Origin of the sequence: Kribbella sp. DT2, assembly GCF_049844575.1 — a bacterium.
Lineage (GTDB): Bacteria > Actinomycetota > Actinomycetes > Propionibacteriales > Kribbellaceae > Kribbella.
In genome coordinates, this window is record NZ_JBNCLH010000013.1 from 61310 (window position 1) to 86052 (window position 24743).

The 24743-nt window shown below is 69.7% G+C and carries 26 protein-coding genes; 9 read left to right on the top strand and 17 right to left on the bottom strand.

Translation table 11 applies throughout. From position 1 onward, the window contains the following. Position 1: 1 nt before the first annotated feature. Positions 2 to 1786 (bottom strand): peptide ABC transporter substrate-binding protein, encoded by a 1785-nt coding sequence (locus ACLQ2O_RS38345; protein ID WP_425842390.1) that lies wholly within the window; start codon positions 1784 to 1786, stop codon positions 2 to 4. 165 nt (positions 1787 to 1951) lie between these two features. Between ACLQ2O_RS38345 and ACLQ2O_RS38350 the strand changes: the two genes are divergently transcribed. Next, positions 1952 to 2869, top strand: a complete 918-nt coding sequence (locus ACLQ2O_RS38350; protein WP_425842391.1) for a hypothetical protein — start codon at positions 1952 to 1954, stop codon at positions 2867 to 2869. A gap of 4 nt (positions 2870 to 2873) precedes the next feature. Here the strand turns inward: ACLQ2O_RS38350 and ACLQ2O_RS38355 are convergent, their stop codons facing one another. The 6 genes from ACLQ2O_RS38355 to clpS form a co-directional block, all read right to left on the bottom strand. Continuing rightward, a complete protein-coding gene (locus ACLQ2O_RS38355; RefSeq protein ID WP_425842392.1) occupies positions 2874 to 3821 on the bottom strand; it encodes a PLP-dependent cysteine synthase family protein in 948 nt (315 codons plus the stop codon). Positions 3822 to 3846: 25 nt separating this feature from the next. Further along, positions 3847 to 4125: a MoaD/ThiS family protein gene (locus ACLQ2O_RS38360; protein WP_425842393.1), complete on the bottom strand. Its 279-nt coding sequence runs from the start codon at positions 4123 to 4125 to the stop codon at positions 3847 to 3849. Between the two features lies 1 nt (position 4126). Then, positions 4127 to 4579, bottom strand: a complete 453-nt coding sequence (locus ACLQ2O_RS38365; RefSeq protein WP_425842394.1) for a Mov34/MPN/PAD-1 family protein — start codon at positions 4577 to 4579, stop codon at positions 4127 to 4129. A gap of 64 nt (positions 4580 to 4643) precedes the next feature. Then, complete coding sequence (locus tag ACLQ2O_RS38370) at positions 4644 to 5621, bottom strand: aldo/keto reductase (protein ID WP_425842395.1); 978 nt, start codon at positions 5619 to 5621, stop codon at positions 4644 to 4646. Positions 5622 to 5685: 64 nt separating this feature from the next. After that, complete coding sequence (locus ACLQ2O_RS38375; RefSeq protein WP_425842396.1) at positions 5686 to 6243, bottom strand: DUF2017 domain-containing protein; 558 nt, start codon at positions 6241 to 6243, stop codon at positions 5686 to 5688. After that, a complete protein-coding gene (gene clpS, locus ACLQ2O_RS38380) occupies positions 6240 to 6527 on the bottom strand; it encodes an ATP-dependent Clp protease adapter ClpS (RefSeq protein ID WP_184804610.1) in 288 nt (95 codons plus the stop codon). The genes ACLQ2O_RS38375 and clpS overlap by 4 nt, the downstream gene beginning before the upstream one ends. 106 nt (positions 6528 to 6633) lie before the next feature. Between clpS and ACLQ2O_RS38385 the strand changes: the two genes are divergently transcribed. Further along, the gene (locus ACLQ2O_RS38385) at positions 6634 to 7923 is read left to right on the top strand and encodes a nicotinate phosphoribosyltransferase (protein ID WP_425842488.1); all 1290 of its coding nucleotides are present in this window, start codon (positions 6634 to 6636) and stop codon (positions 7921 to 7923) included. A gap of 14 nt (positions 7924 to 7937) precedes the next feature. Here ACLQ2O_RS38385 and ACLQ2O_RS38390 read toward each other — a convergent pair whose 3' ends face one another. The 4 genes from ACLQ2O_RS38390 to ACLQ2O_RS38405 form a co-directional block, all read right to left on the bottom strand. Continuing rightward, a complete protein-coding gene (locus ACLQ2O_RS38390; protein WP_425842489.1) occupies positions 7938 to 8834 on the bottom strand; it encodes a nucleotidyl transferase AbiEii/AbiGii toxin family protein in 897 nt (298 codons plus the stop codon). A 5-nt stretch (positions 8835 to 8839) separates the two neighbouring features. Further along, positions 8840 to 9421: a type IV toxin-antitoxin system AbiEi family antitoxin domain-containing protein gene (locus ACLQ2O_RS38395; RefSeq protein ID WP_425842397.1), complete on the bottom strand. Its 582-nt coding sequence runs from the start codon at positions 9419 to 9421 to the stop codon at positions 8840 to 8842. Positions 9422 to 9514: 93 nt separating this feature from the next. Then, entirely contained in the window at positions 9515 to 9922 is a 408-nt protein-coding gene (locus tag ACLQ2O_RS38400; protein ID WP_425842398.1) for a hypothetical protein, read from the bottom strand. Continuing rightward, complete coding sequence (locus ACLQ2O_RS38405) at positions 9919 to 11151, bottom strand: D-arabinono-1,4-lactone oxidase (protein WP_425842399.1); 1233 nt, start codon at positions 11149 to 11151, stop codon at positions 9919 to 9921. The genes ACLQ2O_RS38400 and ACLQ2O_RS38405 overlap by 4 nt, the downstream gene beginning before the upstream one ends. A gap of 151 nt (positions 11152 to 11302) precedes the next feature. On the opposite strand from ACLQ2O_RS38405, the gene ACLQ2O_RS38410 reads away from it, so the two are divergent. From ACLQ2O_RS38410 to ACLQ2O_RS38420, 3 genes are read left to right on the top strand one after another with little or no spacing between them, the layout of a single operon-like run. Beyond that, positions 11303 to 12202 (top strand): phosphatase PAP2 family protein, encoded by a 900-nt coding sequence (locus ACLQ2O_RS38410; protein ID WP_425842400.1) that lies wholly within the window; start codon positions 11303 to 11305, stop codon positions 12200 to 12202. Beyond that, complete coding sequence (locus tag ACLQ2O_RS38415) at positions 12199 to 13197, top strand: YdcF family protein (protein ID WP_425842401.1); 999 nt, start codon at positions 12199 to 12201, stop codon at positions 13195 to 13197. The genes ACLQ2O_RS38410 and ACLQ2O_RS38415 overlap by 4 nt, the downstream gene beginning before the upstream one ends. A 19-nt stretch (positions 13198 to 13216) precedes the next feature. Then, complete coding sequence (locus tag ACLQ2O_RS38420; protein WP_425842402.1) at positions 13217 to 13978, top strand: hypothetical protein; 762 nt, start codon at positions 13217 to 13219, stop codon at positions 13976 to 13978. Here ACLQ2O_RS38420 and ACLQ2O_RS38425 read toward each other — a convergent pair. Then, positions 13971 to 14732: a sulfite exporter TauE/SafE family protein gene (locus tag ACLQ2O_RS38425; protein WP_425842403.1), complete on the bottom strand. Its 762-nt coding sequence runs from the start codon at positions 14730 to 14732 to the stop codon at positions 13971 to 13973. The genes ACLQ2O_RS38420 and ACLQ2O_RS38425 overlap by 8 nt on opposite strands. Then, the gene (locus tag ACLQ2O_RS38430; RefSeq protein WP_425842404.1) at positions 14729 to 15502 is read right to left on the bottom strand and encodes a FadR/GntR family transcriptional regulator; all 774 of its coding nucleotides are present in this window, start codon (positions 15500 to 15502) and stop codon (positions 14729 to 14731) included. Before ACLQ2O_RS38430 ends, ACLQ2O_RS38425 begins: the two co-directional genes overlap by 4 nt. Before the next feature lie 101 nt (positions 15503 to 15603). Here ACLQ2O_RS38430 and ACLQ2O_RS38435 point away from each other — a divergent pair, with 101 nt between their 5' ends. From ACLQ2O_RS38435 to ACLQ2O_RS38450, 4 genes are all read left to right on the top strand, one after another. Further along, the gene (locus ACLQ2O_RS38435) at positions 15604 to 16920 is read left to right on the top strand and encodes an SLC13 family permease (RefSeq protein ID WP_425842405.1); all 1317 of its coding nucleotides are present in this window, start codon (positions 15604 to 15606) and stop codon (positions 16918 to 16920) included. 4 nt (positions 16921 to 16924) lie between these two features. Then, complete coding sequence (locus ACLQ2O_RS38440; protein WP_425842406.1) at positions 16925 to 18070, top strand: CaiB/BaiF CoA transferase family protein; 1146 nt, start codon at positions 16925 to 16927, stop codon at positions 18068 to 18070. After that, positions 18067 to 19539, top strand: coding sequence for a carboxyl transferase domain-containing protein (locus tag ACLQ2O_RS38445; RefSeq protein ID WP_425842407.1), 1473 nt, complete (start codon positions 18067 to 18069; stop codon positions 19537 to 19539). The genes ACLQ2O_RS38440 and ACLQ2O_RS38445 overlap by 4 nt, the downstream gene beginning before the upstream one ends. Positions 19540 to 19715: 176 nt before the next feature. Then, positions 19716 to 20285 carry a CGNR zinc finger domain-containing protein gene (locus ACLQ2O_RS38450; RefSeq protein WP_425842408.1) on the top strand — a complete coding sequence of 190 codons (570 nt, stop codon included), beginning with the start codon at positions 19716 to 19718 and terminating at the stop codon, positions 20283 to 20285. Here the strand turns inward: ACLQ2O_RS38450 and ACLQ2O_RS38455 are convergent. From ACLQ2O_RS38455 to ACLQ2O_RS38470, 4 genes are all read right to left on the bottom strand, one after another. After that, positions 20282 to 22183 carry a protein-arginine deiminase family protein gene (locus tag ACLQ2O_RS38455; protein WP_425842409.1) on the bottom strand — a complete coding sequence of 634 codons (1902 nt, stop codon included), beginning with the start codon at positions 22181 to 22183 and terminating at the stop codon, positions 20282 to 20284. The two genes, ACLQ2O_RS38450 and ACLQ2O_RS38455, sit on opposite strands and share 4 nt — an antisense overlap. A gap of 255 nt (positions 22184 to 22438) precedes the next feature. Then, entirely contained in the window at positions 22439 to 23383 is a 945-nt protein-coding gene (locus tag ACLQ2O_RS38460; protein WP_425842410.1) for a ring-cleaving dioxygenase, read from the bottom strand. A gap of 14 nt (positions 23384 to 23397) precedes the next feature. Next, on the bottom strand, positions 23398 to 23892 hold the full coding sequence (locus tag ACLQ2O_RS38465) for a copper resistance CopC family protein (RefSeq protein ID WP_425842411.1): 495 nt from the start codon (positions 23890 to 23892) through the stop codon (positions 23398 to 23400). A 32-nt stretch (positions 23893 to 23924) separates the two neighbouring features. Beyond that, entirely contained in the window at positions 23925 to 24659 is a 735-nt protein-coding gene (locus ACLQ2O_RS38470) for an SDR family oxidoreductase (RefSeq protein WP_425842412.1), read from the bottom strand. Positions 24660 to 24743 lie beyond the last annotated feature (84 nt).

Here is a 24743-nt window from a genome sequence, read left to right on the forward strand (position 1 = left end):
CTCAGCTCCTTACACCCATCGACTTGAAGTAGAAGTAGTCCGGGTACGCGCGCAGCTTCAGCCCGTCGACCTTCGGCTTGACCGCGTGGTACAGGCTCTGCCAGAGCACGGGGAGGTAGAGGTACTCCTCCTCGCGCAGCTTGGCGGCTTGCTTGTAGAGGTCCATTCGCTTCTTGTCATCAGGCTCGCCGGCCGCCTTGGTCACCAGCGTCGCCATCTGCTGCGAGGCCGGCGAGGACTGGCCGTCCAGGATCGCCTGCAGCTGCGCGGACCGCTCGGCGGGCTTGAGGTTCTTGTCCTGCTGGACCCCCTGGTACTTCTCCCACTGGTCGCTCGGCAGGCTGAGCTCCTGGACGTTCTTCGGCGACCAGAGCGAGCCGACCATCGTGGGCCAGGTCGGGAGCCCGGCGAACGTGCCGTAGTAGTAGCCGATGTAGTCGCCCTTCTGGACCGCCCACCGGCGTTCGACGTACACACCGGACTCGACGTGGTCGAGGCTCGCCTTGATGCCGAGCTGCTTGGTCCAGACGTCGATGATCGCGTCGGCGAGCGTGGTGTCGGTGACGCCGATCAGGATGCGGACCGGTGGCAGGCCCTGCCCGTTGGGGTAGCCGGCCGCGGCCAGCAGCGCCTTGGCCTCGGTGACGTTCTCCTTGATGGCGATGCTTTCGTCCCAGCCCGCGGTCCGGCTGGTGACGAGCGAGACGCCGGGCTCCTGGCCGGGCGAGACACCGGCCAGGGTCTTGCGGTCCAGGGCCAGCGAGAGCGCCTTGCGGACCCGGACGTCGTCCAGGGCCTTGTGCTGGCTGCGCAGCTTGGCCAGGTACAGGATGCTGTAGTTCGCGGTCTGCTGCAGCTCCTTGGACAGGTTCGCGTCCTTCTGGAAGCGCAGGACGTCGGCGCCGCTGACCTGGGTGAGGTCGGTCTCGCCGTTCTCGTACGACACGGTCGCCGTCGCGGCCGCGCTCGGCTCGACGAGGTTGACCTGGACACGGCTGAGCTTGACCTTGTCGCGGTCCCAGTAGTTCTCGTTCGGGACCAGGATCAGCCGCGAGTTCGGCACCCACTCGGTCACCGTGAACGGTCCGTTGGAGACGAAGTTCGGCGGGTTCTGCCAGTCCTTCGGCTTGCTCTCGACCACGTTCATCGGCAGCGGCAGCAGCGCCGGGTGCGTCAGCGCGAGCAGGAAGTCGGGGTTCGGGTTGGACAGCGTCAGCACGAGCTCGTGGTCGCCGGTCGCCTTGACCCCGACCTGCGCCCAGTCCGTCAGGACGCCGGACAGGAACTGCTCGCCGCCCTTGATCGCGGTCGTCGTCTGGTAGCTGTTCGCGCCCAGCGTCGTACCGCCGGCCGACGACGAGGCCGGGGTGAAGAGCCGCTTGTACGACCGCTCGAAGTCCGAGGCGACCACCGGGTCGCCGTTCGACCACTTGGCGTTGTCGCGCAGCGTGAAGGTGTAGGTCAGCCGGTCGTCGGACAGCTTCCACGCGCTGGCGACCCCGGGGAGCACGTCGTCGCCCTTGTCGTTCTGGACGACCAGGCCCTCCGAGATGCCGCGGCTCAGGATCCACATGCCGTTGGTGATCAGCTGGGGGTCGAGCACCTCGACCGGCACGTAGTCGATCGTCAGCTGCTGCTGACCGGCCACCGCCTCGTTCTCCTCGCTGCCGAACAGCCCGCAGCCGGTGAGGGTAGAGGTTCCACCCAGCGCCAGAGCGGTCAGTCCCGACAACCGCAGGAAGTTCCTGCGGCTGGGGCCAACCGGTGGCACCGAAGTCGTAGTCACACGCTTGCTCATCCGCGGTGCCCGCCTTTCTGACGTCCAGAACTCGACTTATGGTCGTGACCGTAGGACGCGGAGAGCGCGCTGTCAACGACTTCAGGGAACAGCTTGCCAACTTCTGGGCGCACTGTTGTGGCAACTCACCTGTCCGTAATACAGTCGCTGGCCATGCGTATCGGCGTCGTCGATCTCGACACTTCCCACCCGGCAGCCTTCCTGCCGCTCCTGCGACAGCGCGGCCACGAGGTGGTCGCCGTGTACGGCGGCCAGACCGTGGTCGACGACGACTACACCCGTGGCTACGCCGCGGAGCACGGCCTGCAGGTCGTCGCGGACCCCGAGGACCTGCTCGGCGTGGTCGACGCGGTCTTCATCCACAGCGTCGACTGGGACAACCACCTGGTCCGGGCGCGGCCGTTCGCCGAGGCCGGCGTGCCGATCCACATCTGCAAGCCGTTCGCCGGCCGCGCCGCCGACCTCCGCGAGATGATCCGCTGGGCGGACTCGGGCGTGCGGCTGAGCGGCGGCTCGGCGCTGCGCTGGTCGGCCGCGGTCTCCGACTGGCAGGCGACGGGCAACGAAGTACTGACCGCGTACGGCGCGACGTACGGGCATCCGCTCGACTACGGGATCCACGCCTACGCGCTGCTGTCAGGCCTGCTCGGGCCGGGCGTGGAGGCGGCCCGCTCGCTCGACGACGAGGGCCGGCGGGTCGAGCTGCGCTGGCGCGACGGGCGGACCGCCGTCGTTGCCGTGGCGCCGCCTGGGACCGGAGGGTACGGATTCTTCGCGACGCTCGTGCACCCTGAGGGGGTCCATCACGTCGAGGCCGGTGGGAGTGACCTCTACGGCCGGTTCATCGACGTCACCGTCGGGCATCTGAGTGGCGAGCGCGAGCAGCCGGTCAGCTTCGCGGAACTGGTCGAGCCGGAGCTCTCCGTGATCGCCGGTCTGGCGTCGGCCGAGCACGGCGGAAGCTGGATCGCGCTCCACGGCGACGCACGGATCGACGACGTGGCGTTCGACGGCAAGGAGTTCGCCGCGTCGTACCGGGTCACCCGGCGCAAGGCGCTCGGGCTCAGCTGACGGGTCAGGCCCAGAGCTGGCCTTCGAGGCGGTCCTCGGCCTCGTCGATCGTGCCTTCGTAGGCGCCGGTGGACAGGTACTTCCAGCCGCCGTCGGCGACCACGAACGCGATGTCGGCCTGCTCGCCGTCGCGCACGCACTTGGCCGCCTGGCCGAGCGCGGCGTGCAGGATCGCGCCGGTCGAGATGCCGGCGAAGACGCCCTCGTTGTCGAGCAGCTCACGCACCCGCCGGACGGCGTCGCGCGGTCCGACCGAGAAGCGGCCGTCGATCAGCGTCGCGTCGTACAGCTCGGGCACGAAGCCCTCGTCGAGGTTGCGCAGGCCGTAGACGAGCTCGCCGTACCGGGGTTCGGCGGCGACGATCTTCACCTCGGGCTTGTGCTCGCGGAAGAACTTGCCGGCGCCCATCAGGGTGCCGGTGGTGCCGAGCCCGGCGACGAAGTGGGTGATCGACGGCAGGTCGGCGAAGATCTCCCGGGCCGTGCCGTCGTAGTGCGCCAGGGCGTTCGACGGGTTGCCGTACTGGTAGAGCATCACCCAGTCCGGGTGCTCCTCCGCGACCTGCTTGGCGACCCGGACCGCTTCGTTGGAGCCGCCGGCCGCGGGTGAGGAGATGATCTCGGCACCCCACATCCGCAGGATCTGGCGGCGCTCCTCCGAGGTGTTCTCCGGCATCACGCAGACCATCCGGTAGCCGCGCAGCTTCGCGGCCATCGCCAGCGAGATGCCGGTGTTGCCCGACGTCGGCTCGAGGATCGTGTTGCCCGGCCGGAGCCGGCCGTCCTTCTCCGCGTCGAGCAGCATCCGCAGTGCCGCCCGGTCCTTGATCGAGCCGGTCGGGTTGTGGTCCTCCAGCTTCGCCCACAGCCGGACGTCGGCCGACGGCGAGAGCTTCGGGAGCCCGACCAGCGGCGTACCGCCGATGGAGTCGAGCAGGCTGTCGAAACGCATGAACGCTCCTGGGGAAAGGGGTTGGTCAGCCGCCGGCGACGGCCGGCAGCACGACGACCACGTCGCCGTCCTTCACGCCGGTGGTCAGCCCACCGGTGAAGCGCACGTCCTCGTCGTTCACGTACACGTTGACGAACCGGCGCAGCTCCTCCGGCTCACCCTCGACGATCCGCTCCTTCAGGCCCGGGTGGTTGCCGTTCACGTCGTCGATGAACTCGGCCAGCGTGCTGCCGTCGCCGTTCACCGCCTTCTCGCCCCCGGTGTAGGTCCGCAGAATCGTCGGGACCCGAAGCTCGATCGCCATCTCAGTTGTCTCCTGGTTCGCTGTAGTCCGCCACGATCTTCACTTCTTCCTCGGTGACCGCGCCGTCGATGATCCGGTACGACCGGAACTCGACCGGGCCGTCGTACGACGTCTGGTCCGCGCCGTCGCGGGTGGAGACCAGCACGTAGTGCGCGTTCGGTTCCTGCGCGAGGTTGATGTCGGTGCGCGACGGGTAGGCCTGGGTCGCGGTGTGCGAGTGGTAGATCACCACCGGCTCCTCGTCGCGCTCGTCCATCTCCCGGTAGAGCTTGAACAGGTCCCCGGAGTCGAACTCGTAGAACGTCGGCGACATCGCCGCGTTCAGCATCGGGACGAACCTGCTCGGCCGGTCCGAACCCTCCGGCCCGGCGACCACACCGCACGCCTCGTCCGGATGGTCCCGCCGCGCGTGCGCCACGATCGCGTCGTGGTTCGCCTGGTCGATGATGAGCACGGTTCCACGATACGGAGCGCGACCAGGGCGGCCCGCCAACCCGGCTTCCGGTCCAGTATGTGGACTACCAGCGGCTGTGGACCTGCGGGCGGACGAGCTCGTCGTACGTCGACCGGACGGCTTCGAGCTGCTCGGCGGTGAGCGGCGGGAGGGCCGCGGCGCCGATGTTGCCGGCCACCTGCTCGGGGTTGCGGGCGCCCGGGATGACGACCGACACGCCCGGCTGGTCGATGATCCAGCGGAGCGCGAACTGGGCCATCGTGGCGCCGGCCGGGACCTCGGGGCGCAGGCGCTGGACGGCTTCGAGGCCGGTCGTGAAATCGACGCCGGAGAACGTCTCGCCGACGTCGAAGGCCTCACCCTGGCGGTTGTAGGTGCGGTGGTCGTCCGCGCCGAAGGTGGTGGTCTCGTCGTACTTGCCCGACAGCAGGCCGCTGGCCAGCGGAACCCTGGCGATGATCCCGACCCCGGCTTCCTGGGCGGCCGGCAGCACCTCGTCGAGCGGCTTCAGGCGGAACGCGTTCAGGATGATCTGCACCGACGCCACGTTCGGCCGGGCGATCGCGGCCAGCGCCTCGGCGCAGGTCTCCACGCTCACGCCGTACGCCGCGATCCGCTTCTCGGCGACCAGCTCGTCGAGCGCGTCGAACACGGCGTCCGTGGAGTAGACCGGGGTCGGCGGGCAGTGCAGCTGGACCAGGTCGATCGTCTCGACGCCCAGGTTCTCCCGGGAGCGGTCGTTCCAGGCGCGGAAGTTGTCCAGCGTGTAGTTCCCCGGCTGCTGCTCGACCCGGCGGCCCATCTTGCTGGCGACCGTCAGGCCGTCGTACTCCTTGAGCACCTTGCCGACCAGCCGCTCGCTGCGCCCGTCGCCGTACACGTCGGCGGTGTCGATAAAGGTGACCCCACCGTCGACAGCGGCCCGCAGTACGCCGAGCGCCGCGTCCTCCCCGACCTCACCCCAGTCGGCCCCGAGCTGCCACGCCCCGAGCCCGACCACACCGACGTCACGACCAGTACGCCCCAAAGTCCGCTTCTCCATGCCGCCAACCCTACGGCGAACCGCACTGCTGGGATGAGGAAGGGAAGGAAGAAAAGAGTGCGGGTCAGCGCATGTTGTGCAGCAGGGCGGACTGGAGGTAGCCGAGCCAGTCGTACAGGTCGTAGGTGAGACGCCGCGGGTCGTCGTCGGGGAGCTTCTCCCAGACCGCGTAGTCGTCGTCCTCCTTGATGTCCAGGCGGGTGCCGATCGCCAGGCGGAGGTCGTTGAGGGCGCGCAGCCAGGCGAGCTGGTCGTCGGGCTCGAGCGGGATGCCGTCCTCGGGAGCCTGCTCCTCGAGCGCAGTCAGCACCCGTTTGGCGTCGTTCGCCTTGCCGTCGCGCAGGCCGCGCTCGGTGAACCGGCGGAACTCGGACGCGGCCATGTCGTCACCGGAGTACGCGTTCGGCAGCAGGCGCTGCAGTACGACGTCCTCCGGCGGCGCGGTCGGGCCGTCGGAGTCGAGCAGCGCGGCCAGCGGGTCGTCGCCGGCCGCGGTGGCGCGCGGTGGCATCCCGTCGTACAGGAGCTCGACGAGGTTGCGCAGGAGGTTGGACAGGATGTCCGCCTCGTGCTCGGCGAAACTGACGACGACGGTCTTGCGACGCTTGCGGAACCGGGTCACGACTTCTCACAGGTGGCCCACAGGCCGTAGGTGTGCATGGCTTCGACGTCGCGTTCCATCGCCTCGCGGTTGCCGTTGGACACGGCCGACTTGCCCTCCTCGTGGACCTGCCTCATCAGCTTCTCCGACTTCTGCTTGGAGTAGCCGAAGTAGGTCTGGAAGACGAACGTGACGTAGTCCATCAGGTTCACCGGGTCGTTCCAGACGATCGTCACCCACGGTGGGCTCAACTCGATCGCCTCGTCGACTTCGGGGCTGGCGAGCTCGCTCGGTGCGGTGGTCACGGGCCCATTCTCTCCACTACGGGTTCTCGTCTCGCAATAGGCTGCCCTTGTGACCAGCCCAGTGGAGCCTACGACCGCCCTGCTCACCGACCACTACGAGCTCACCATGCTGCAGGCCGCCCTGGCCGACGGTACGGCGCACCGCCGGTCGGTCTTCGAGTTGTTCGCCCGCCGGCTGCCGGACGGGCGCCGGTACGGCGTGGTCGCGGGCGTGAACCGCCTGCTCGACGCGCTGGAGCGGTTCCGCTTCGACGCGGCGACCGTCGAGTTCCTGCGCGAGCGCGGGGTGGTCGACGACGCGACCTGCGACTGGCTGGCCGGCTACCGCTTCAGCGGCGACGTCTCCGGGTACGCCGACGGCGAGATCTTCTTCCCCGGGTCGCCGGTGCTGGTGGTGGAGTCGTCGTTCGCCGAGGCCGTGCTGCTGGAAACCGTGTTCCTGTCGATCCTGAACCACGACTCCGCGGTCGCGTCGGCGGCGTCCCGGATGACCTGGTGGGCCGGCGGCCGGCCGTGCATCGAGATGGGGTCGCGGCGTACGCACGAGGAGGCCGCGGTCGCGTCCGCGCTGGCGGCGTACATCGCGGGCTTCGCGACGACGTCCAACCTGGAGGCCGCGCGGCGCTTCGGCATCCCGAGCGCCGGTACGGCGGCGCACTCGTTCACGCTGCTGCACGACACCGAGCGGGACGCGTTCGTCTCCCAGGTCGACGCGCTCGGCAAGGGCACGACGTTGCTGGTCGACACCTACGACCTGACCGAGGCGGTGCGGACCGCGATCGAGGTGACCGGGACGGAACTGGGCGCCGTACGGCTCGATTCCGGTGACCTGCCGTCGCTGGCCGGTCAGGTCCGCGAGCAGCTCGACGCGCTCGGCGCGACCAAGACACGGATCATCGTGACCAGCGACCTGGACGAGTACCAGATCGCCGCGCTGGCGCCCGCGTCCGTCGACGGGTACGGCGTGGGCACGTCGCTGGTGACCGGCAGCGGGTACCCGACCTGCGGTTTCGTCTACAAGCTTGTCGCCCGCGAGGACGCGGACGGCACGATGGCCCCGGTCGCGAAGAAGAGCCCCGACAAGATCTCGATCGGCGGCCGCAAGTACGCCCTGCGCCGCCGCAACCGCCAGGGCGTCGCCGAGGCCGAGGTGATCGGCGTCGGCGAGACCCCCGTCGACGACGGCGACGACCGCCTGCTGCTGAGGCCCCTGGTCGAGGCCGGCAAGATCATCGGCCGCACCACCCCGGCGGAGTCCCAGGCCCACCACCTCAAGGTCCGCGACGAGCTCCCCCGCAGCGCCAGCCAACTCAGCCGCGGCGAACCCGCCATCCCGACGGACTACACCGGCGACCTCACCAGCCGAAACCCGTACGCTCCTCGCAGCACGATGTAGGACGGCACCTGACGCTAGAACCAGGACCGGTTCTGGTGGTCCCAGCTGCTGCTCTGCGGGAGAGACCGTTCGAGGACGGGGTCGACGAAGACGGCGATCTCGTCCAGCACCTGCGCGAAGTTCGCGGGCAGCTGGTCGGCGCTCGCCTGCCGTCGCCGCCAGATCGCCCACTTGCTCTGGGCAATCGCCGGCAGGCCCACCAACCGGGTCCCGAGCGGCGCCTCGGCCAGATTACGGTGTGCAGCAACCGTCGCGAGCGCCGTCGCCAGTTCTCCCGCCGAGAACTTCTGGGCCCTGCTGATGATCAAGAGGTCGGCGAAGTCTCGCCATCGCGTGTTGGCCTCACCTCTCTCGACCGCCGTCAGCACCTTCTCCGCCACCACCATCGGCAGCGGATAACCGAGCACCTGGACGGGATCGCGTCCGTCGTCCAGCAGTCTCGGGATCACCACCTGCTCGGCACCGGGCCAGATGGGGTCGCCGAAGTTGACGTCGACGCCGATCGTGAGCCGGGCGTTCGCCAAGCCGGCGACGAGCCGGACCCGTACGCCGGAGTACTGGTCCTCGTCGCGGATCGCTTGCGCAGTGTTCGCTCCAGCGGCAAACACCAGTCCGTCACCGAGGTCGGCGGCGGCGATCGCCGACATCCGCTCGAGCACGCTGTCGACCTCGTTGGGGAGTCCGGTCGCCTGCAGGTCGATGTCCTTCGTCGGACGTCGCAGGTCGAAGGCAGCCAGCAGCACTCCGCCCTTCAGCACGAACTCGTCGGCCCACGCTGATGCCGCCACCCGGGCGAGCAAACCTTCCAAGGCGTAGAGCGTGAGGAGTTCTTGGACGTCAGCGCCGGTACGGCGGGCGAGAGCCTGCAGGGCGAGGAAGGCATCCGCTGACGGCGTCCCGCGTTCGGGCATCGGGCTCACAGCAGGATCTCCAGAGCCGCTCGCACCGCCGAGTACGCCTTCGGGAAGCCCTTGGCGATCGTCAGCAGCTCGGCGGGCTGACTCGCGCTCCGGCTCAGCCAGCGCCGGAGCGCCTCGTTCGCGAGGTCGGCGCCCAACTCGTGGCGCAGCCGAAAGGCGTCGGTGATCGTTCGCTCGGGTGAGTACACGCCGATCGCGATGCCGTCCACCAGGTGGTGGTGCTGCCGGCCGATGTCGAAGGTGGCCGGGTCGAAGTAGTGCCAGCGAACCTTTGCGTACGTCGTACTCAGGGTTCGCTCGCCGCGCGGTAACGCGACATCACTTGCGCGGGGGATCTCGTCCGTGAGGTCGTGCAGCGACAGCGCGCTCAGCAGGCACAGCGTTGCTCCCGGCTTCCTGAGTGCCACCGACGCCAGACCGGCTGTCGTGTCGTCCAGCACCCCTGCCCGGGCATAGATCCCAGGCGCGATCTGCTCGTACTCGCCTGTCCGCGCCAGCTCGTACAGCCGGTACCTCGACAGGCCGAGGTCGCCGAGATCCCGTCGGCGCACCACTGTCGGTAGCTGCTCGCTCGCCACGACACCTTCCTTACCGGACAAATTGTTGACACGTGACCCCTATGTGTCAACAATACGTCCGCCGACGGCTTCGTCCCTCATCCGACTGATCCGTCAGGCTCCTGGGAGGAGCTCCGGTGAGCGGCGGCGGAGCATTTGGGCTGTGGCGAAGCTCATGGCGCCCAGGACCACCGCCAGGAGCAGGCCGGGCCAAAAGAGGGTCGCCGCGAAGTACACGGCGGCGAGGGTCCAGCCGGCGAGGAGCACGAGGAACACGACGGACTGCAGGCGGTTGGCTGCTGAGACCGGCGGGCGGTCGGCTGGGTCCGGTGCCCACCAGCCCAGCCGGTTCAGGCGTACGACGGTGAGTACGCGGGTCGCCATGCCGGCTGTTGGCACGGCCCAGATCACCGCGGCCGGCCAGACGCCGAGCACAGCGAGGGCGATCACCAGGCCGAGGAAGCCCGCTGTCAGGACCGCGTGGACGATCAACTGGGTGCGGAAGCTCGAGCGGCCGGTCATCCGCGGGGTAGGTAGGTGTTCAGGTAGTCGTTGCGGAACTTGCCTGCGGGGTCGAGGCGGGTGGCCAGATTGGTGAAGTCCGGGACCTTCGGGTAGCACTCGCGCAGCGTGGCGGCGTCGGCGGTGAAGACCTTGCCCCAGTGCGGGCGAGCGCCGAGCGGGAGCAGGGCGTTCTCGACGGACTCGACGACCGGGCGGACCACTGTTTCGTCCTGGATCCAGGTGAAGTGGAAGGCGACCGTGTCGCGGCCCTGGCTCGGGCTGAGCCAGAGGGTGTCGGCGGCGATCGTGCGCAGCTCGGAGACCTGGATGACGGGCGCCATCTGGTGGCCCAGGGCCCGCATCTGGTCGATCGCGGCGGCGGCCTGGGTGCGCGGGAGGAAGTACTCCGACTGCAGCTCCTCGCCGTTCGACGGCGTGAACTCGAGGCGGAAGTGCGGCAGCCGCGCGTTCCACGGGCCGGGGACGCCGCCCTGCTGGGTGGCGAAATCGGCGGGCATGGTCTTGATCGGGTGCCGGGCGCCGTCCGCGAGCCGCGCGCCGAGCCACTCGGGCTCGAGCTCGATCTGCTTGGCCTTGCGCCACACCATCACCTCGGGATCGACCCAGTCGGTGAACGCGCTCACGCTGTACGCGCTCGCGAACACCTCGTCGAAGGAGGCACCGAGCCGCTCGACCGGCAGGCCGTCGTACACGACCTGCCTGATCTCGTACGACGGTTCGACCGCGAGCGTGAGGTGCGTCGTCACCCCGAGCGCCCCGAGCGCGACGACCACGCCGTCGAAGTCCGGGTCCGACCGGTCGAACGCGACCAGCGAGCCGTCCGCACCGACGTACTCGATCCGTACGACGGCCGACGCGAGCGTCCCGTTCGTGTCGCCCGAGCCGTGCGTCCCCGTCGAGCAGGCCCCGGCGACCGAGATGTGCGGCAGCGAACCGAGGTTGTGCAGCGCGAGCCCGTCGGTCTGCAACGCAGCCGTCACCTCGCCGTACCGGAGGCCGCCGGCGACCCGCACGCTGCGCCGGTCGGCCGCGATCTCGATCGTCTTCGGCAGGTCGAGCACGGAGACGAGCGTGTCCGCGGTGTCCGCGATCCGGTTGAACGAGTGCCCGGTCCCGAGCACGCGGACGCGCTCGCTCCCCCCGACCAGCTCCTGCAACTCCCCCACCGACCGCGGCCGCCGCAACTCCCCCGCCGCGAACGTGATGTTGCCCGCCCAGTTCTTCATCAGTTTCCTCTCGCCGACACCCGCCCCGAGCCTTCCACACCCTGTCCCGGCAAGTTTCCGCCACCTGCGGCGAGCCATCCCCCGACGACCACCGAAGACCGTGGTTTGATACGACCGCTCGCATCCGCCGGTGATCAAGGAGACACGTAGCGTGGCACCCCCTCGGCGCTGGTTGCTGATCGCAGGGGGCTCCGCGGTGACGCTGGTCGCGACCTACCTGCTCGCCGTCCGCACCAGGACCGGTCAGGAGCTGGAGAACGCGGTGCTGCGTGGCGCCGACGACTCGGCGAACCGGAGCGAGTTCGTTGCCGCCAACAACGCTCTGGACGAGATCACCCTCTACTCGCTGATCGGCGCGTGCGTGCTGATCGGCCTGATCGGGCTGCTGCGTCGCCGGCTCGATCTCGCGGTCGCCGCGGTGGGCGTGATCTTCGCCGGGCAGGTCGTCACCCAGGGCCTGAAGCGTTACCTGCTGGTCCGCCCCGAGCTGGTCGACGTCACCGGCGACTTCAAGGGCAACAGCCTGCCGAGCGGGCACACCACGATCGCGATGACCGTGCTGTTCGCCGCGCTGATCGTCGTCCCGTACCGGTGGCGCGGCGTCGCGATGTTCCTGACCCTGAGCTGGGCGACCGGCATCGGCGCCTACACGCTGACCGCGAAGTGGCACCGGCTCTCCGACACGATCGCCGCCGACGCGGTCGCGCTCGGCCTGGCCTGCCTGGCGTCGTGGTGGCTGTCTCGCCGCGGTCTCGTGAGGCCGTACGACGGCAAGCGGTACGTCCCGCGCGTCGTCTTCGTCGTCCTGACCTGCCTGTACGTCGTCGCGTGGCTCGCGCTCGGCGGCATCCTCTGGGGCGTCCCGCTCATCAGCGAGGGATTCCAGCAGGCCCTGATCGAGAGCCAGTGGCCGCTCTTCCTGGGCGCCGGCGCGCTTGCGTCGGCGCTGTCGGCGATCAGCGCGCTGATCTTCTGGGCCAGCTGGCGCCGCCTCGAGGTCGGCCGGCCGCTCCCAGCCGTCGTACGAGAAACAGCAAAGGCGCACGGATGATCTTCGGCTTCGGCATCGCGGCGTTCTGGTTCGTGCTGTTCGTGATCAGCTTCGTGCGCGACCGGCGGGTGCTGCGCAACGGTGTCTACCTGGTCCTGACCGTGCTCTTCGCCGGCATCGGTACCGTCTTCGCGCTGGCCGAGATCAACGACCGCGCCGCCAGCCTGCTGATCGCGCTCGTGCTGGTGGGCCTCCCGCTGACGATCGTCGTGCTCGCGGTCGCGCTGATCGGCAACGGCGTCGTCATGCTGCGCCGCGAGGGCCGCCGCCCGGCGAACCTGCTCTCGCTGGCCGCCGGCGTCGGGTTCTTCGCCTACGTCGTGTTCACGCTGATCGTCCAGCAGACCGGCTCGTCGTTCCTGGCCGCCGTCGACACCGCGCTGCTCGGCGTGATCGGCTACGTGTCGTTCCTGTTCGTCTGCTTCCTGGCCTACGCGTTCGTCTACGCCCGGATCCGCTTCTTCCGCCGCCCCGACTTCATCGTCGTGCTCGGTTCGGGCCTGCGCGGCCGCCGCGTACCGCCGTTGCTGGCCAGCCGCCTCGACAAGGCGCAGGCGGTCTGGCAGAAGGAACGCGACAAGGGCCGTACGCCGTTGCTGATCACCTCCGGCGGCCAGGGCCCGGGTGAGGAGGTCGCCGAGGCGGTCGCGATGGCCGACTACCTGATCGACCACGGCGTACCGGCGGACGCCGTCCTGCGCGAGGACCGCTCGACCACGACGTACGAGAACCTCACCTTCAGCCACAGAATCATGGCCGGGCAAAAACCCAAGTACCGCTGCCTCGTCGTCACCAACAACTTCCACGCCCTGCGCGCCGCCTTCACCGCCCGCAAGGCCAAGGTCAACGGCCACGTCCTCGGCTCCCCCACGGCGCGCTACTTCTGGCCGAGCGCGACGATCCGCGAGTTCATCGCCGTCCTGGTCGACCACAAGGTCGCCAACGGCATCATCATCGGCCTGATCCTCGTCAGCTCTTTCGCACGTCTGATCTGACGTTCGTTAGGCTGGACGGGTGAGTCTTACCTCTGGTGGTCCGCGACGCGAGGATTTCTTCAAGGTGCCGGGCAAGGGCGCCGGGGCGCCGGTGAAGCCTGGTGAGAAGGCGCCGGTGGACCGGACGGCCGCGCTGTCGGTCGGGGCGTTCCAGCCGGTGATCGCGTCGGTGCCGATGCCTCGGCGGTTGTTCGACCACGAGAAGGAGCGCGCCGCCGCGCTGGCCTCGGGGTCGGACGGTGCGCGGGAGCTGAAGAACGTGGTGGCGGATCTCGACGTTGCCTTCACCACGGCGGTGCTGCTGCTGCGCGGGGTCGAGCACGCGAAGGCGCGGGAGCGCGTGGTCGAGGCGGTGCCGTTGCTGGTCGAGGCGACCGGCTACAAGCCGCTGGACGCCGCGGCCGACTTCCTCGATCTCGACGGCGAGGACGTGGCCGAGATCGTGGACGCGCTGACCGCGCGGGGGTACGCCGGTCCGACCGAGGAAGCGATCGCGCAGGCCGAAGAGCTGCGCGACCAGCTGCGGCAGGTCGACCACGAGCAGCTCGACGCCTTTCTCAGCTCGGCGCTGCGGATCGTCGTACTGGTGTCGATCGCGGGTGCCGCCGCACCTCTCGGCGCGTTGACCGAAGGTGATCCGAAGCTCGCCGAGGCGGCGAAGGCCGGAGTCGTCGGACTGGCCGCGGTCGCCTTGGAGGAGCTGCGGAACAGCCGGTACGAGCCCGTCGACGAGGCCGAAGCCGACGACCTGCTGAAGGGTCTGACGCCGCCGGTCAGGTGAGCATCGTGACCGCGGCGATGATGCCGGCCAGAACGATCAGGATCCGGAGCAGCGTCGGCGGCAGCACGCGGCCGATGTGGGCGCCGGCGTACCCGCCGACGACCGAGCCGATCGCGAGCAGGCCGACCGCGGTGTAGTCGAGGTCGGCGACGAAGACGAAGATCAGGCCGGCGACGACGTTCGCGGCCAGGACGGCGAGGGTCTTGAGCGCGTTGACGATGCGCAGCTCGAGGTCCAGGCCGAGGCCCAGCACGGCCATCATCATCACGCCGGAGCCGGCGCCGAAGTAGCCGCCGTACACGCCGGTCAGGGCCGCGAAGAACGTGGTCAGCGGCGACATCTTCGTCCGCGGCGCGACCTCGTCGGGCCGGCGGGACCGCAGCCACTTCGAGATCGTCGGGGTGGCGCCGACGATCAGGCAGGTGAACAGGATCAGCCAGGGCACGATCGCCTCGAAGACCCCTGAGGGCAGTGCGAGCAGCAGCACCGCGCCGCCGATCGAGCCGATCGCGCAGGTGGCGACGACGAGCCAGGTGACCGCGGGTTGCTCGCGGAGCTCTCGGCGATACCCCAGCGATCCGCCGAGACCGGCAGGGATCAGCCCGACCGTGTTGGACGCGTTCGCGACCACCGGTGGGATGCCCAGGGCAACCAGTACGGGGAAGCTCACGAGTGAGGCGACCCCGACGGTGGAAGTCAGCAGCCCTGCTCCCAGACCCGCCGCGATGATGATCAGATGCTCGGTGCCCGTCACGGCTGCTCGACCTCGAGGTCGTCGTCCGTACGCCGCTGAGCGGGCGCCGGCTCGGCGGCATCAGCTCCACGCTGCTCACGCAGCAGAGCGACGTCGCTGACCAGCAGCACATGGTCGTGCATGGCCGCCGAGGCCGCGTTCGGGTCGCCCGCGACGATCGCTTCGGCGACCTTGCGGTGCCCGGCCAGCGAGTCCTTCGGCCGGCCCGGTTGGGACAACGACTCGATCCGGGTCTCCCGGATCAGGTCGTGGAGCGCCGCCATCATCTGCGCCAGCAGCTCCGACCGGGCCGCCGTGGTGACCGCGCCGTGGAACTGCTCGTCCGCCTCGACGCCGCGTCCGCCGGCCGCGATGTCGCGTTCCATCGCGGCCAGCGCCGCCTGGATCGCGACCACGTCGGCGTCGGTACGCCGTACGGCCGCCAGCGCCGCGAGCTTCGACTCCAGCGCGTCGCGGGCCTCGATGATCTCCGGCAGCCGGTCGGCGTGCGCCCGGATCGCCTCGATCACCGGCGCGGTCCGCGCCCGCTCGGTCAGCACAGTCCCGTCACCGTGCCGTACGACGACCACGCCGATCACCTCGAGCGCGACCAGCGCCTGGCTCAGCGTCGCCCGGCTCACCCCGAGCCGGACGGCGAGCTCCCGCTCGGGCGGCAGCCGATCACCGGCCCGCAGCCCGTTCTCCGCGATCCACCCGGTGATCTGCTCCGCGACCTGCTCGTAGAGGCGGGTCCGCAGTACGGGACGGGGGAAGCGCGGGGTGTCGTCCATGAGCACCAATGTATTGACAAGTGGGTCACTGAGCTATTGGCTAGGTCACTGAGCCAACTGTGACTGTGATCTCACCGCCCCACATCGTCTGGAGAACCAAGATGGGCCCGGAATGGGTAGCGATCCTGGCGCTGGTCGCCTTGTTCGTGATCGGCACGCTGCTGCCGATCAACATGGGCGCGCTCGCGTACGTCGCGGCGTGGCTGGTCGGCATGTTCTCGCTCGACCTGAGCGAGAAGGACATTCTCGGCGGGGTCAGCGGTGACCTGATCCTGACGCTGATCGGTGTCACCTACCTGTTCGCGATCGCCAAGAACAACGGCACCGTGGACCTGATCGTCAGATCCGCGGTCCGCGCGGTCGGCGGCCGGGTCGCGCTGATCCCGTGGGTGATGTTCGCGGTGACCGCGCTGCTGACCGCGATCGGCGCGGCCAGCCCGGCCGCCTGCGCGATCATCGGCCCGATCGCGCTCGGCTTCGCCGCCCGGTACAAGATCAACCCGCTGATGATGGGCATGTTCGTCGTGCACGGCGCCCAGGGCGGCGGGTTCTCCCCGATCAGCATCTACGGCACGATCACCAACTCGGTGATGGAGGACAACAACCTGCCGTCGAGCGAGATGACGGTGTTCCTGGCCAGCCTGGCCGTCAACCTGGTGATGGCGGCGATCCTGTTCGTGCTGTTCGGCGGGCGCAAGCTGATGGCCCAGCGGGTCGATCCGGACGACGACTCCCTGACCGAGGATCTGCATCGTGGGGGCGCGACCGTCCCGGCGCGCGGTTACGGTACGTCGGCACCGACCGGGACGCAGGCGCTCGGCGTACGGCGTGACCAGGTGCTGACGCTGATCGCGTTCGTCGGCGTCGCCGTCGTCGCGCTCGCCTTCGACAAGAACATCGGCTTCGTCGCGATCACCGCCGCGGTGATCCTCGCGATGCTGGCGCCGAAGGAGCACAAGGACGCGGTCAAGCAGATCGCCTGGCCGACCGTCCTGCTGGTCGCCGGAGTGAGCACGTACGCCGCGATCCTGACCGAGGCCGGTTCGCCGGAGTTCGTCGGGAACTGGGCCGCCGGGCTGGGCGCGGTCGCGATCGGCGCGCTGGTGCTCTGCTACGTCGGCGGCGTGGTCTCGGCATTCGCCTCGTCGACCGCGCTGCTGCCGGTGATCATCCCGATCGCCGTACCGCTGATCGCGAACGGCGGGATCAACGCCGGCCTGTTCGTCGCCGCACTGGCGATCGCGTCGACGATCGTCGACGTCAGCCCGTTCTCGACCAACGGCGCGCTGATGCTGGCCAACAAGCCGGACACGATCAGCGAACCCGTGTACTACAAGCAGATCCTGACCTACAGCATGATCGTCGTCCTGGTCGGCCCGCTGCTGGTCTGGGCCGCCCTGGTCCTGCCGGGGTGGTGAGCCGATGAGTGGGCCACTGGACGGCGTACTGGTCGTCGATCTGTCCCGGGCGCTGGCCGGGCCGCACGCGACGATGATGCTCGGGGACCTCGGCGCGCGGGTGATCAAGATCGAGGCGCCGGGCCGCGGCGACGACACGCGCGGCTGGGGGCCGCCGTTCGTCGGCGACGAGTCGACGTACTTCCTGTCGGCGAACCGGAACAAGGAGTCGATCGCGCTCGACCTGAAGGATGCCGGCGACCGCGAGGTCCTGCTGCGGTTGATCGACCGTGCCGACGTGCTGGTGGAGAACTTCCGGACCGACGTGCTGGAGCGGCTCGGACTCGGGCTGGAGTCGTTGCAGGCCAGGAATCCACGGCTGGTCGCGCTGTCCATCACCGGATTCGGGCACGACGGGCCCGAGGGTGGGCGCGCCGGGTACGACCAGATCGCGCAGGGCGAGGCCGGGTTGATGTCGCTGACCGGGTCCGGGCCTTCGGATCCGCAGCGGGTCGGGGTCCCGATCGGGGATCTGCTGGCGGGGATGTACGGCGCGTACGGCGTACTGGCTGCTTTGCGGGAGCGGGACCAGACCGGCGTCGGGCAGGTCGTGCGGACGTCGCTGCTGGCGGCGGCGGTCGGGGTGCACGCGTTCCAGGGCACGCGGTACACGGTGGCCGGGGAGGTTGGTGTTGCGCAGGGCAACCATCATCCGTCGATCGCGCCGTACGGGCTGTTCGGCTGCGCGGACGGGTCGGTGCAGATCGCGGTCGGCAGTGAGAGCCTGTGGCAACGACTGGTCGGGGCGTTCGGGCTGGACGAGACCGGACTGGAGACGAACGCCGTGCGGGTGGCCGATCGGGCGCGGGTGATCTCGGTGGTCGAGGCGGCCTTTGCCGAATGGCCTGCCGAGCGGTTGCTGGCGCGGCTCGACGAGGTCGGGGTGCCGGCGGGCAAGGTGCGGCGGCTGGACGAGGTGTACGAGTGGGAGCAGACGGCGAGCCAGGGGCTGCTGATCGATGTCGAGCACTCGTCGCTGGGTTCTGTGCGACTGCCTGGGCCGCCGCTGCGGTTCTTCGGGGTGGACGGCGCTGAGAAGACTCGGCAGGACCACGCGGCGCCGCCGACGCTGGATCAGCACGGCGAGGAGATCCGGGGCTGGGTGTCATGAGCGCCCGAGAACTCATCGACGTTGTCCTGGACTCCTTCGAGTCATGGGACGAACCCGCCGATCTCACTGGGCACTCCCCGACGTACCTGGACCAACTCACCAAGGCAACTGAGCGGTCGGGGGCCGACGAGTCGGTGCTGACGGGGCGCGGGCTGATGCACGGCCGGCCGGTCGCCGTACTGGTGAGTGAGTTCGCGTTCCTGGCCGGATCGATCGGACGCGCGGCGGCGGCACGGATCACCTCCGCCGTCCGCCGGGCGACCGCGGAAGGCCTGCCCATCCTCGCCTCGACGGCATCAGGCGGAACGCGCATGCAGGAAGGCGCCCCGGCGTTCTTCGAGATGGTCCGCATCTCCCGCGCCCTGATGGACCACAAGGCCGCCGGCCTGCCGTACCTCGTCCACCTGCGGCACCCCACCACCGGCGGCGTCTTCGCCTCCTGGGGTTCCCTCGGTCACGTCACCGTCGCCGAGCCAGGCGCGCTGATCGGATTCCTCGGCCCGAAGGTCTACCAAGCCCTGTACGACGAGCCGTTCCCCGCCGACGTACAAACCGCGGAGAACCTGGCCGAGCACGGCGTCATCGACGGCGTGGTCGAGTCGGTCGACCTCCCGGTCCTGCTCGACCGCGCCTTGGGCATACTCGTCGATCCCCCGACGCCGCCCACGCTGGATCGACGCACCGGCAACCGCTCAGCCCCCACAGCAACAGACGCACTCGCCACCACAGACGGCCCCCACGCCCCCGCCGACGCCGCTACCTCCCACTCCGCAGTCACGGAGGCTGACGCAATCGTCCTCGCCACGGACGGCTGGGAGGCCGTTACGTCGACGCGGCGGGCGGACCGGGCCGGAGTCCGCGAGTTCCTGCGCTTTGCCTGTACGGGCACCGTTCGGCTGACTTCTGCCGACGCCAGTGTGCTGGTCGCGTTGACGCGCGTGGACGGTCGGCCGTGCGTGCTCGTCGGGCAGGATCGCGAGTCGGACCGCCCGCTCGGACCGTCCGCCCTCCGCGCGGCGCGGCGCGGGATGCGCTTGGCGGAAGATCTCGGTCTCCCGCTGGTCACACTGATCGACACCGCAGGCGCCGAACTCTCGCGGGCCGCCGAGGAAGGCGGGCTGGCCGGCGAGATCGCCCAGTGCATCGCGACGATGAGCACGCTGACCGTCCCGACTGTCTCCGTGCTGCTCGGCCAGGGCACCGGCGGCGGCGCGCTCGCGTTGCTCCCGGCAACGACCGTGATCGCCGCCGGCCATGCCTGGCTCGCGCCGCTTCCGCCCGAAGGCGCCAGCGCGATCATGTACGGCGACACCGCCTACGCGTCCGCGCTCGCCACCACGCAACGCATCGCCGCCGCCGATCTGCAGACCGCCGGCATCGTCCACCACGTCGTACCGGAGCTCCCCGACGACACCCCTGAGTCCCTCACCACCGCCCTGGCCGCCGAGATCGCCCACCACCTCAGCTGACCTTGCCGCGGGCACACACGACGAGGCTCCGCCGAACGCCGACTGCAGCCGTAGGCGACGACTGCAGCGGTACAACACGTCAGTCGTCCCACAACGAGGCAGCCGTCATACATGGAGGCAGTCGTCGCACGGTGGCGGCCGTTGCATCGCTGGTCGTCACCTGCCAAGCTGGTGACGTGGAGCATGCCTTTCCGTGTGGCAACACCGCCCTCGACTTCGTCGGCACGCTGAAGGCGCGCCGCAACCCCGGCCCGCGGGAGACGCTCACCGCGCCCACCGGCCTCGCGTCCTGGTACCGCGAGGCGGGTGTCGTCGCCGGCAGCGAGGTCAGCTGCGGTGCGGCCGACATCCCGAAGGCCGTCAGCGTCCGCGAAGCCATCTACACGCTCGTCTTCGCCCGGCTCAACGAGCTCCCGTACGACGAGCACGCCGCCGCGATCCTCAATGCGGCGGCGCGTTTCCCGGCAGCAGTCCCCCAGCTCGTCCCGGACGGTCACCGGATCGAGGCCACCGCCGACCAGGCCCTGTCCGCGGTCGCCCGCGACGCGATCGCCGTCCTCGGCGGCTCCGACGCCGAACTGCTCAAGGAGTGCGGCCGCCCCGAGTGCACCCAGGTCTACCTGGACCGCTCCCGAGGAGGCCGCCGCGAGTGGTGCGCGATGGAGACCTGCGGCAACAAGATGAAGGCGAAGGCCTACCGGGCACGAAAGAAGGACCAGACCCGCCCGGTGCCAGCAAGGCCTTAGTTCCACCATCGTGTGGAGAGCGAGTCCCTCAAGGTGTTCGTCGCGCAGTGGATCTCGCCTTCGGAGACGTGCTCTGACGTCAGGTCGTCGGCGTAGGTGACCTGGTAGCCGATCTCGCGCAGTGCCTTGTCGATCGCGGACGCGAAGACGTCCTTGCCGTTGACCACCGGCCCGTACGGCTTCGGTGCGACGTACTGCCCGCCGTTCAGCACCAACCCGTTCACCGCACCCGGGATCTCCGCCACCCCGTCCCGCATCGCGTGCAGCTTGGCGATCGCCTTGTCCTTGTCCGGCCCGGCCTTCATCTGGTTGATCTCGGTCTCGAGCATCCCGTAGTCCATCGACTTCGCGGTGAACAGCGACGGCACCCGCACCAGGTCCGCATCGGTCAGACCGGCCTGGGCCTTCAGCACCTCGACGTTCGCCTGAATCTTCGAGGCGGCCCGCTCGTTCGTCTCCACGAACTGCTGGTCAGCAAGGAACTCTGAAGTGCTCCGCTGATCGATCCGCAGGTCGTACGGCCACTCCAGCGTCGGCAGCCCGCCGTGCATGATTTCCTTGCCGTGCCCGCTCTTTTGCGCTCCGCGCAACAATTCCAGCCCCGCAGTCGGATCAGCGATCAGCGCTCGCCACCCCAGCCGGCTGCCCGGCGCCGGCACGAACTGCAGGAACTCGTCGACATGCCCGACAGTCAGCCACGAGGTGTCGAGCGCCAGCGGGTCCTGCATCCCCTGCGACTTCAGCAGCGTCAGCATCTCCGGCGCCGGCCCGGTCTTCCCGTGGTCGAACCCGTCGCCCCCGATCACGATCCGCCCGACCGGGTGCCCGGGCGTCGGCGGGATCGTCTCCAGGTTCCCCATCGAGTCGTAGCTGTCGTTCTCCTCCGGCACCGGAACGTGCTCCACGTGCACCGCCGCGACATCGGCCCCGGCCAGCTCGGTGAAGATCACCCGCGAACCGACCCGCCGCGAGTCGTTCACCGACCCGAGCAGCACCTTCATCCCGTGCGGCTTGCCACCCGGACCAGGAATCGACATGTACGCCGGCTCGAACAGATCCTGCGTCCAGCTGTCATCAGCCTGATCGAGCTGCTCCAAACCACCCTGTACGCCGGACTGCTTGACCACCGTGTCGACCTGCTCGCGCCACGCCGTACCGACCTTGTCGCTGTCCCCCGCGTCACCGGCGAACACCCGCTGCAGCCGCTGCGTGTTCAGCTGCGTCAGCACCGGCGCCTCCTTGAGCGCCAGCGAAGCGCTCGCCGTCCAACCGTTGCCGCTGACAACAAGCTTCACCGACGCCGTACCGTCCCACACGGCCGCGTCGCGGACGATGTCCCGGCCCTCGATCCCGAGCTCCACCCCGTGCCGCAACTCGTCCGCCGTCAGTACAGTCGACGCCGACCACCCCGACCCGCGCTTCACGAACACCCGCACACGATCGGTCGACACCGTGATCCGCCCGGTCGAACCAGAAGGCGCGCCGACCCACGGCTGCGTCCGCACGCGCGCCAGGTCCTTCGCGTCCTGAGCCCCGTTGACCACCGAGTCGGCAGCGTCGTTGCACGCGGCCATGGTCCGATCAGCCGCGTTCTTCTGCCGCTGGTACGTCCGGACGAGCTCCTGGTACAGCTGCTCCGCCTTCTCCTTGTCCGGCTCCTTGTCCAGCTCGGCCTTGCGCTGGTAGAAGGCGTCGTCGTACGCCGCCTCCTGCGCGACCGCGTCCTTGGCGACCGTGCGCGCCTTGGCCTGGCACCGCCCGGCGTCGTCGTCGAGGTTGGCCAGGAACAGGTGGTCCCCGTGCAGCGCGGCCACCGGCGCACCGACAGCTCCAGCGGGCAGGGCAGTACCGAGCAGGCCGGCGGCCACCGCGCCGGTCAGGAAGAGAAGACGAGACATGCGGTTCCTTATGACTCGGGAGAGGGCGTGTCTCCAAGTCCCTCGCCGTAGCGAGCAGGTGCTCGGTGCGGTAGCTCGGAGTGCTGGAGTGAAGCCCTCGATGTTTTTCCATCGTGGGCTTTGCTCCAGTGCTTCGAGGTGCCGTGCCGAGTGCCGCGCAGTATGCGAGGGGCTTGGAGACACGCCCCAGGTCGAGTCACAGGCTCGCGGAGACTTTTCCGGATCCTGTCAGGATCCGGTCCGCAGCCGGTCCTTTCAGCTGGGCAGCCGCAACGAGGGCAGCGTGTTCTCGATCTGCTCCCGGTCCGGTTCCAGCCACGGCGGCAGCTTGAGCGAGCGGCCCAGCTCCAGCAGCGGCTCGTCGACGGTGAAGCCGGGCTGGTCGGTCGCGATCTCGAACAGCACGCCGCCGGGTTCGCGGAAGTAGATCGAGGTGAAGTACTGCCGGTCGAGGATCTCGGTCACCTTCGCACCCGACTCGATCAGCTGCTCCCGCCACTGCGCCTGGGTCTCCCGATCAGGCGCCCGGAACGCGACGTGGTGCACCGTGCCGCCCGCCTGCAGTCCCTTGTCACCGGCGCCCGCGGCCACGTCGACCAGCGTGCCCGGGTTGTCACCGGACATCGTGAAGCGCGCCCGTCCGCCGCTCTCGTCACCCAGCGTCATCCCGAGCATCCCGCTGAGCAGCTCGGCGGTCGGCTCGAGCTCGGCCTCGGTCACCGTGATCGCGTGCAGCCCGCGGACCGCGTGCTCCGCCGGGATCCCCGCCGCGCCGTCCCACCCCGACCGCGCGTCGCCCTCGGCCGCGACCAGCTCGATCACCAGCCCGTCGGGGTCACGGAACGCGATCACCTCTTCGTCCGTACGCCGTACCGGCGCGTCGACGTCGACCTTCAGCCCGGCGAGGTGCTGCTGCCACCAGCCAAGGCTCTCCGGCGGGATGCTGAACGCGGTCGCCGTCGCCAGGCCGGTGCCTTGCTTGCCGTCCGGCGCCTCCGGCCACGGGAAGAACGTCAGCAGCGTCGACGGCCGGCCCGACTCGTCCCCGTAGTACAGGTGGTAGAGCTCGGGCCGGTCGAAGTTGACCGTCCGCTTGACCAGCCGCAGGCCCAGCACCGTCGTGTAGAAGTCGATGTTGCGCTGCGGATCGGTCGCGACCGCGGTGACGTGGTGCAGGCCGTGCGGCAGGATCGGGTTCATCTTTCAAGCATCTCTCACCGGCGCGGCCGTGGGTAGGTACCGGCGAGCGCGGCGGCTGTGACGAGCGTCAGCAGCCCGACCCCGACGATCGCGGCGTTGCGCAGCTGGATGATCCCGTGCGCCGTGATCACGTCGTCGAACGGGTTTCCGTCGTCCGGCACGACCCCGATCCGGAACCGCAGCACGCCGTCCAGCGGCGTCCCGTCGTCGGTCACCGCCGACCAGCGCGCCTGGTAGTCCCCGTCCGCAAGCCCGGCCCCGGCCGCCCGTTCGAGCAGGACGCCCTCGACCCGGGCCTCTCCGCGCGACCAGTGCTTGCCCGAGGCATCCGACAGCACGAGCGCCCCACTGCGGATCGGCGTCGTGAACTCGATCCGCACCCGAGCAGGCGCGTCAGCAAGCCGCGCCCCAGCGGCGGGCGTCGTCGCCGCCACCCCGCCATGCGCCCAGGCGCCACTCGGCCAAGCGACCGTCACCACCAGCAGGCACAGCCCCGCCAGCCCCAGCACCACCCGCCTCCGACCCACGGTCGGGCCCCGGCTCATCGACTCTGCAAGTACTGCTCGAACGTCTGCTGCCCGTACGCCGCCCCCGGCACCATATGGACCCCCGCCGCATACGCGGCCGACATCTTGCCCGGCGGCCGGAAGATCACCCCAGGCCGCCGGCTCCCCGTCGCTCGCTTCCACAGCGCGTGCAGCTCCCGCACGGTCTGCTGCAGCGGCCCACCGATGTCCTCGGCCCGCCCCCGCGGCGCCCCCTGCGCGAGCTCCGCCATCCGCGCACCGACCTCCTCGACCGCGATCGGCTGGAACGACCAGGCCGGCCCGAAGACGACCGGCAGGAACTTCTGCGCGGTGAACACCTGCTCGACCAACGAGTGGAACTGCGTCGCCCGCTGGATCGTCACCGGTACGCCGGACGCCAGCGCGATCTCTTCCAGCTCCACCTTCTGCCGGTAGAAGCCGAGCGGCACCCGGTCGCACCCGACGATCGACACCATCACCAGGTGCCTGATCCCGGCCGCGGCGGCCGCGGTGGTCAGGTTCCGCAGCATCGGCAGGTCGCGCTTGTTGTTGCCCGAGGCAAGGTGTACGACGGTGTCGACGCCGGCCAGAGCCTTGTCCAGCCCCTCGCCGCTGACCAGGTCGGCCGCCACCGCGCCCGGCCCACCACGGCGCGTCAGACCAACCACCTCGGCCCCGCGCGCCCGCAGCGCCTCCGCCGCCGGCTTCCCGACCTGCCCGCTCGATCCCGTCACCAGGAACTTCGTCATCACAACCCTCTCTTGTCCGGTCCTACGGCAAGGACCGGACAGCCGGGCGATTCGTGACACCGACCCGCCGTGTCACGAATCACC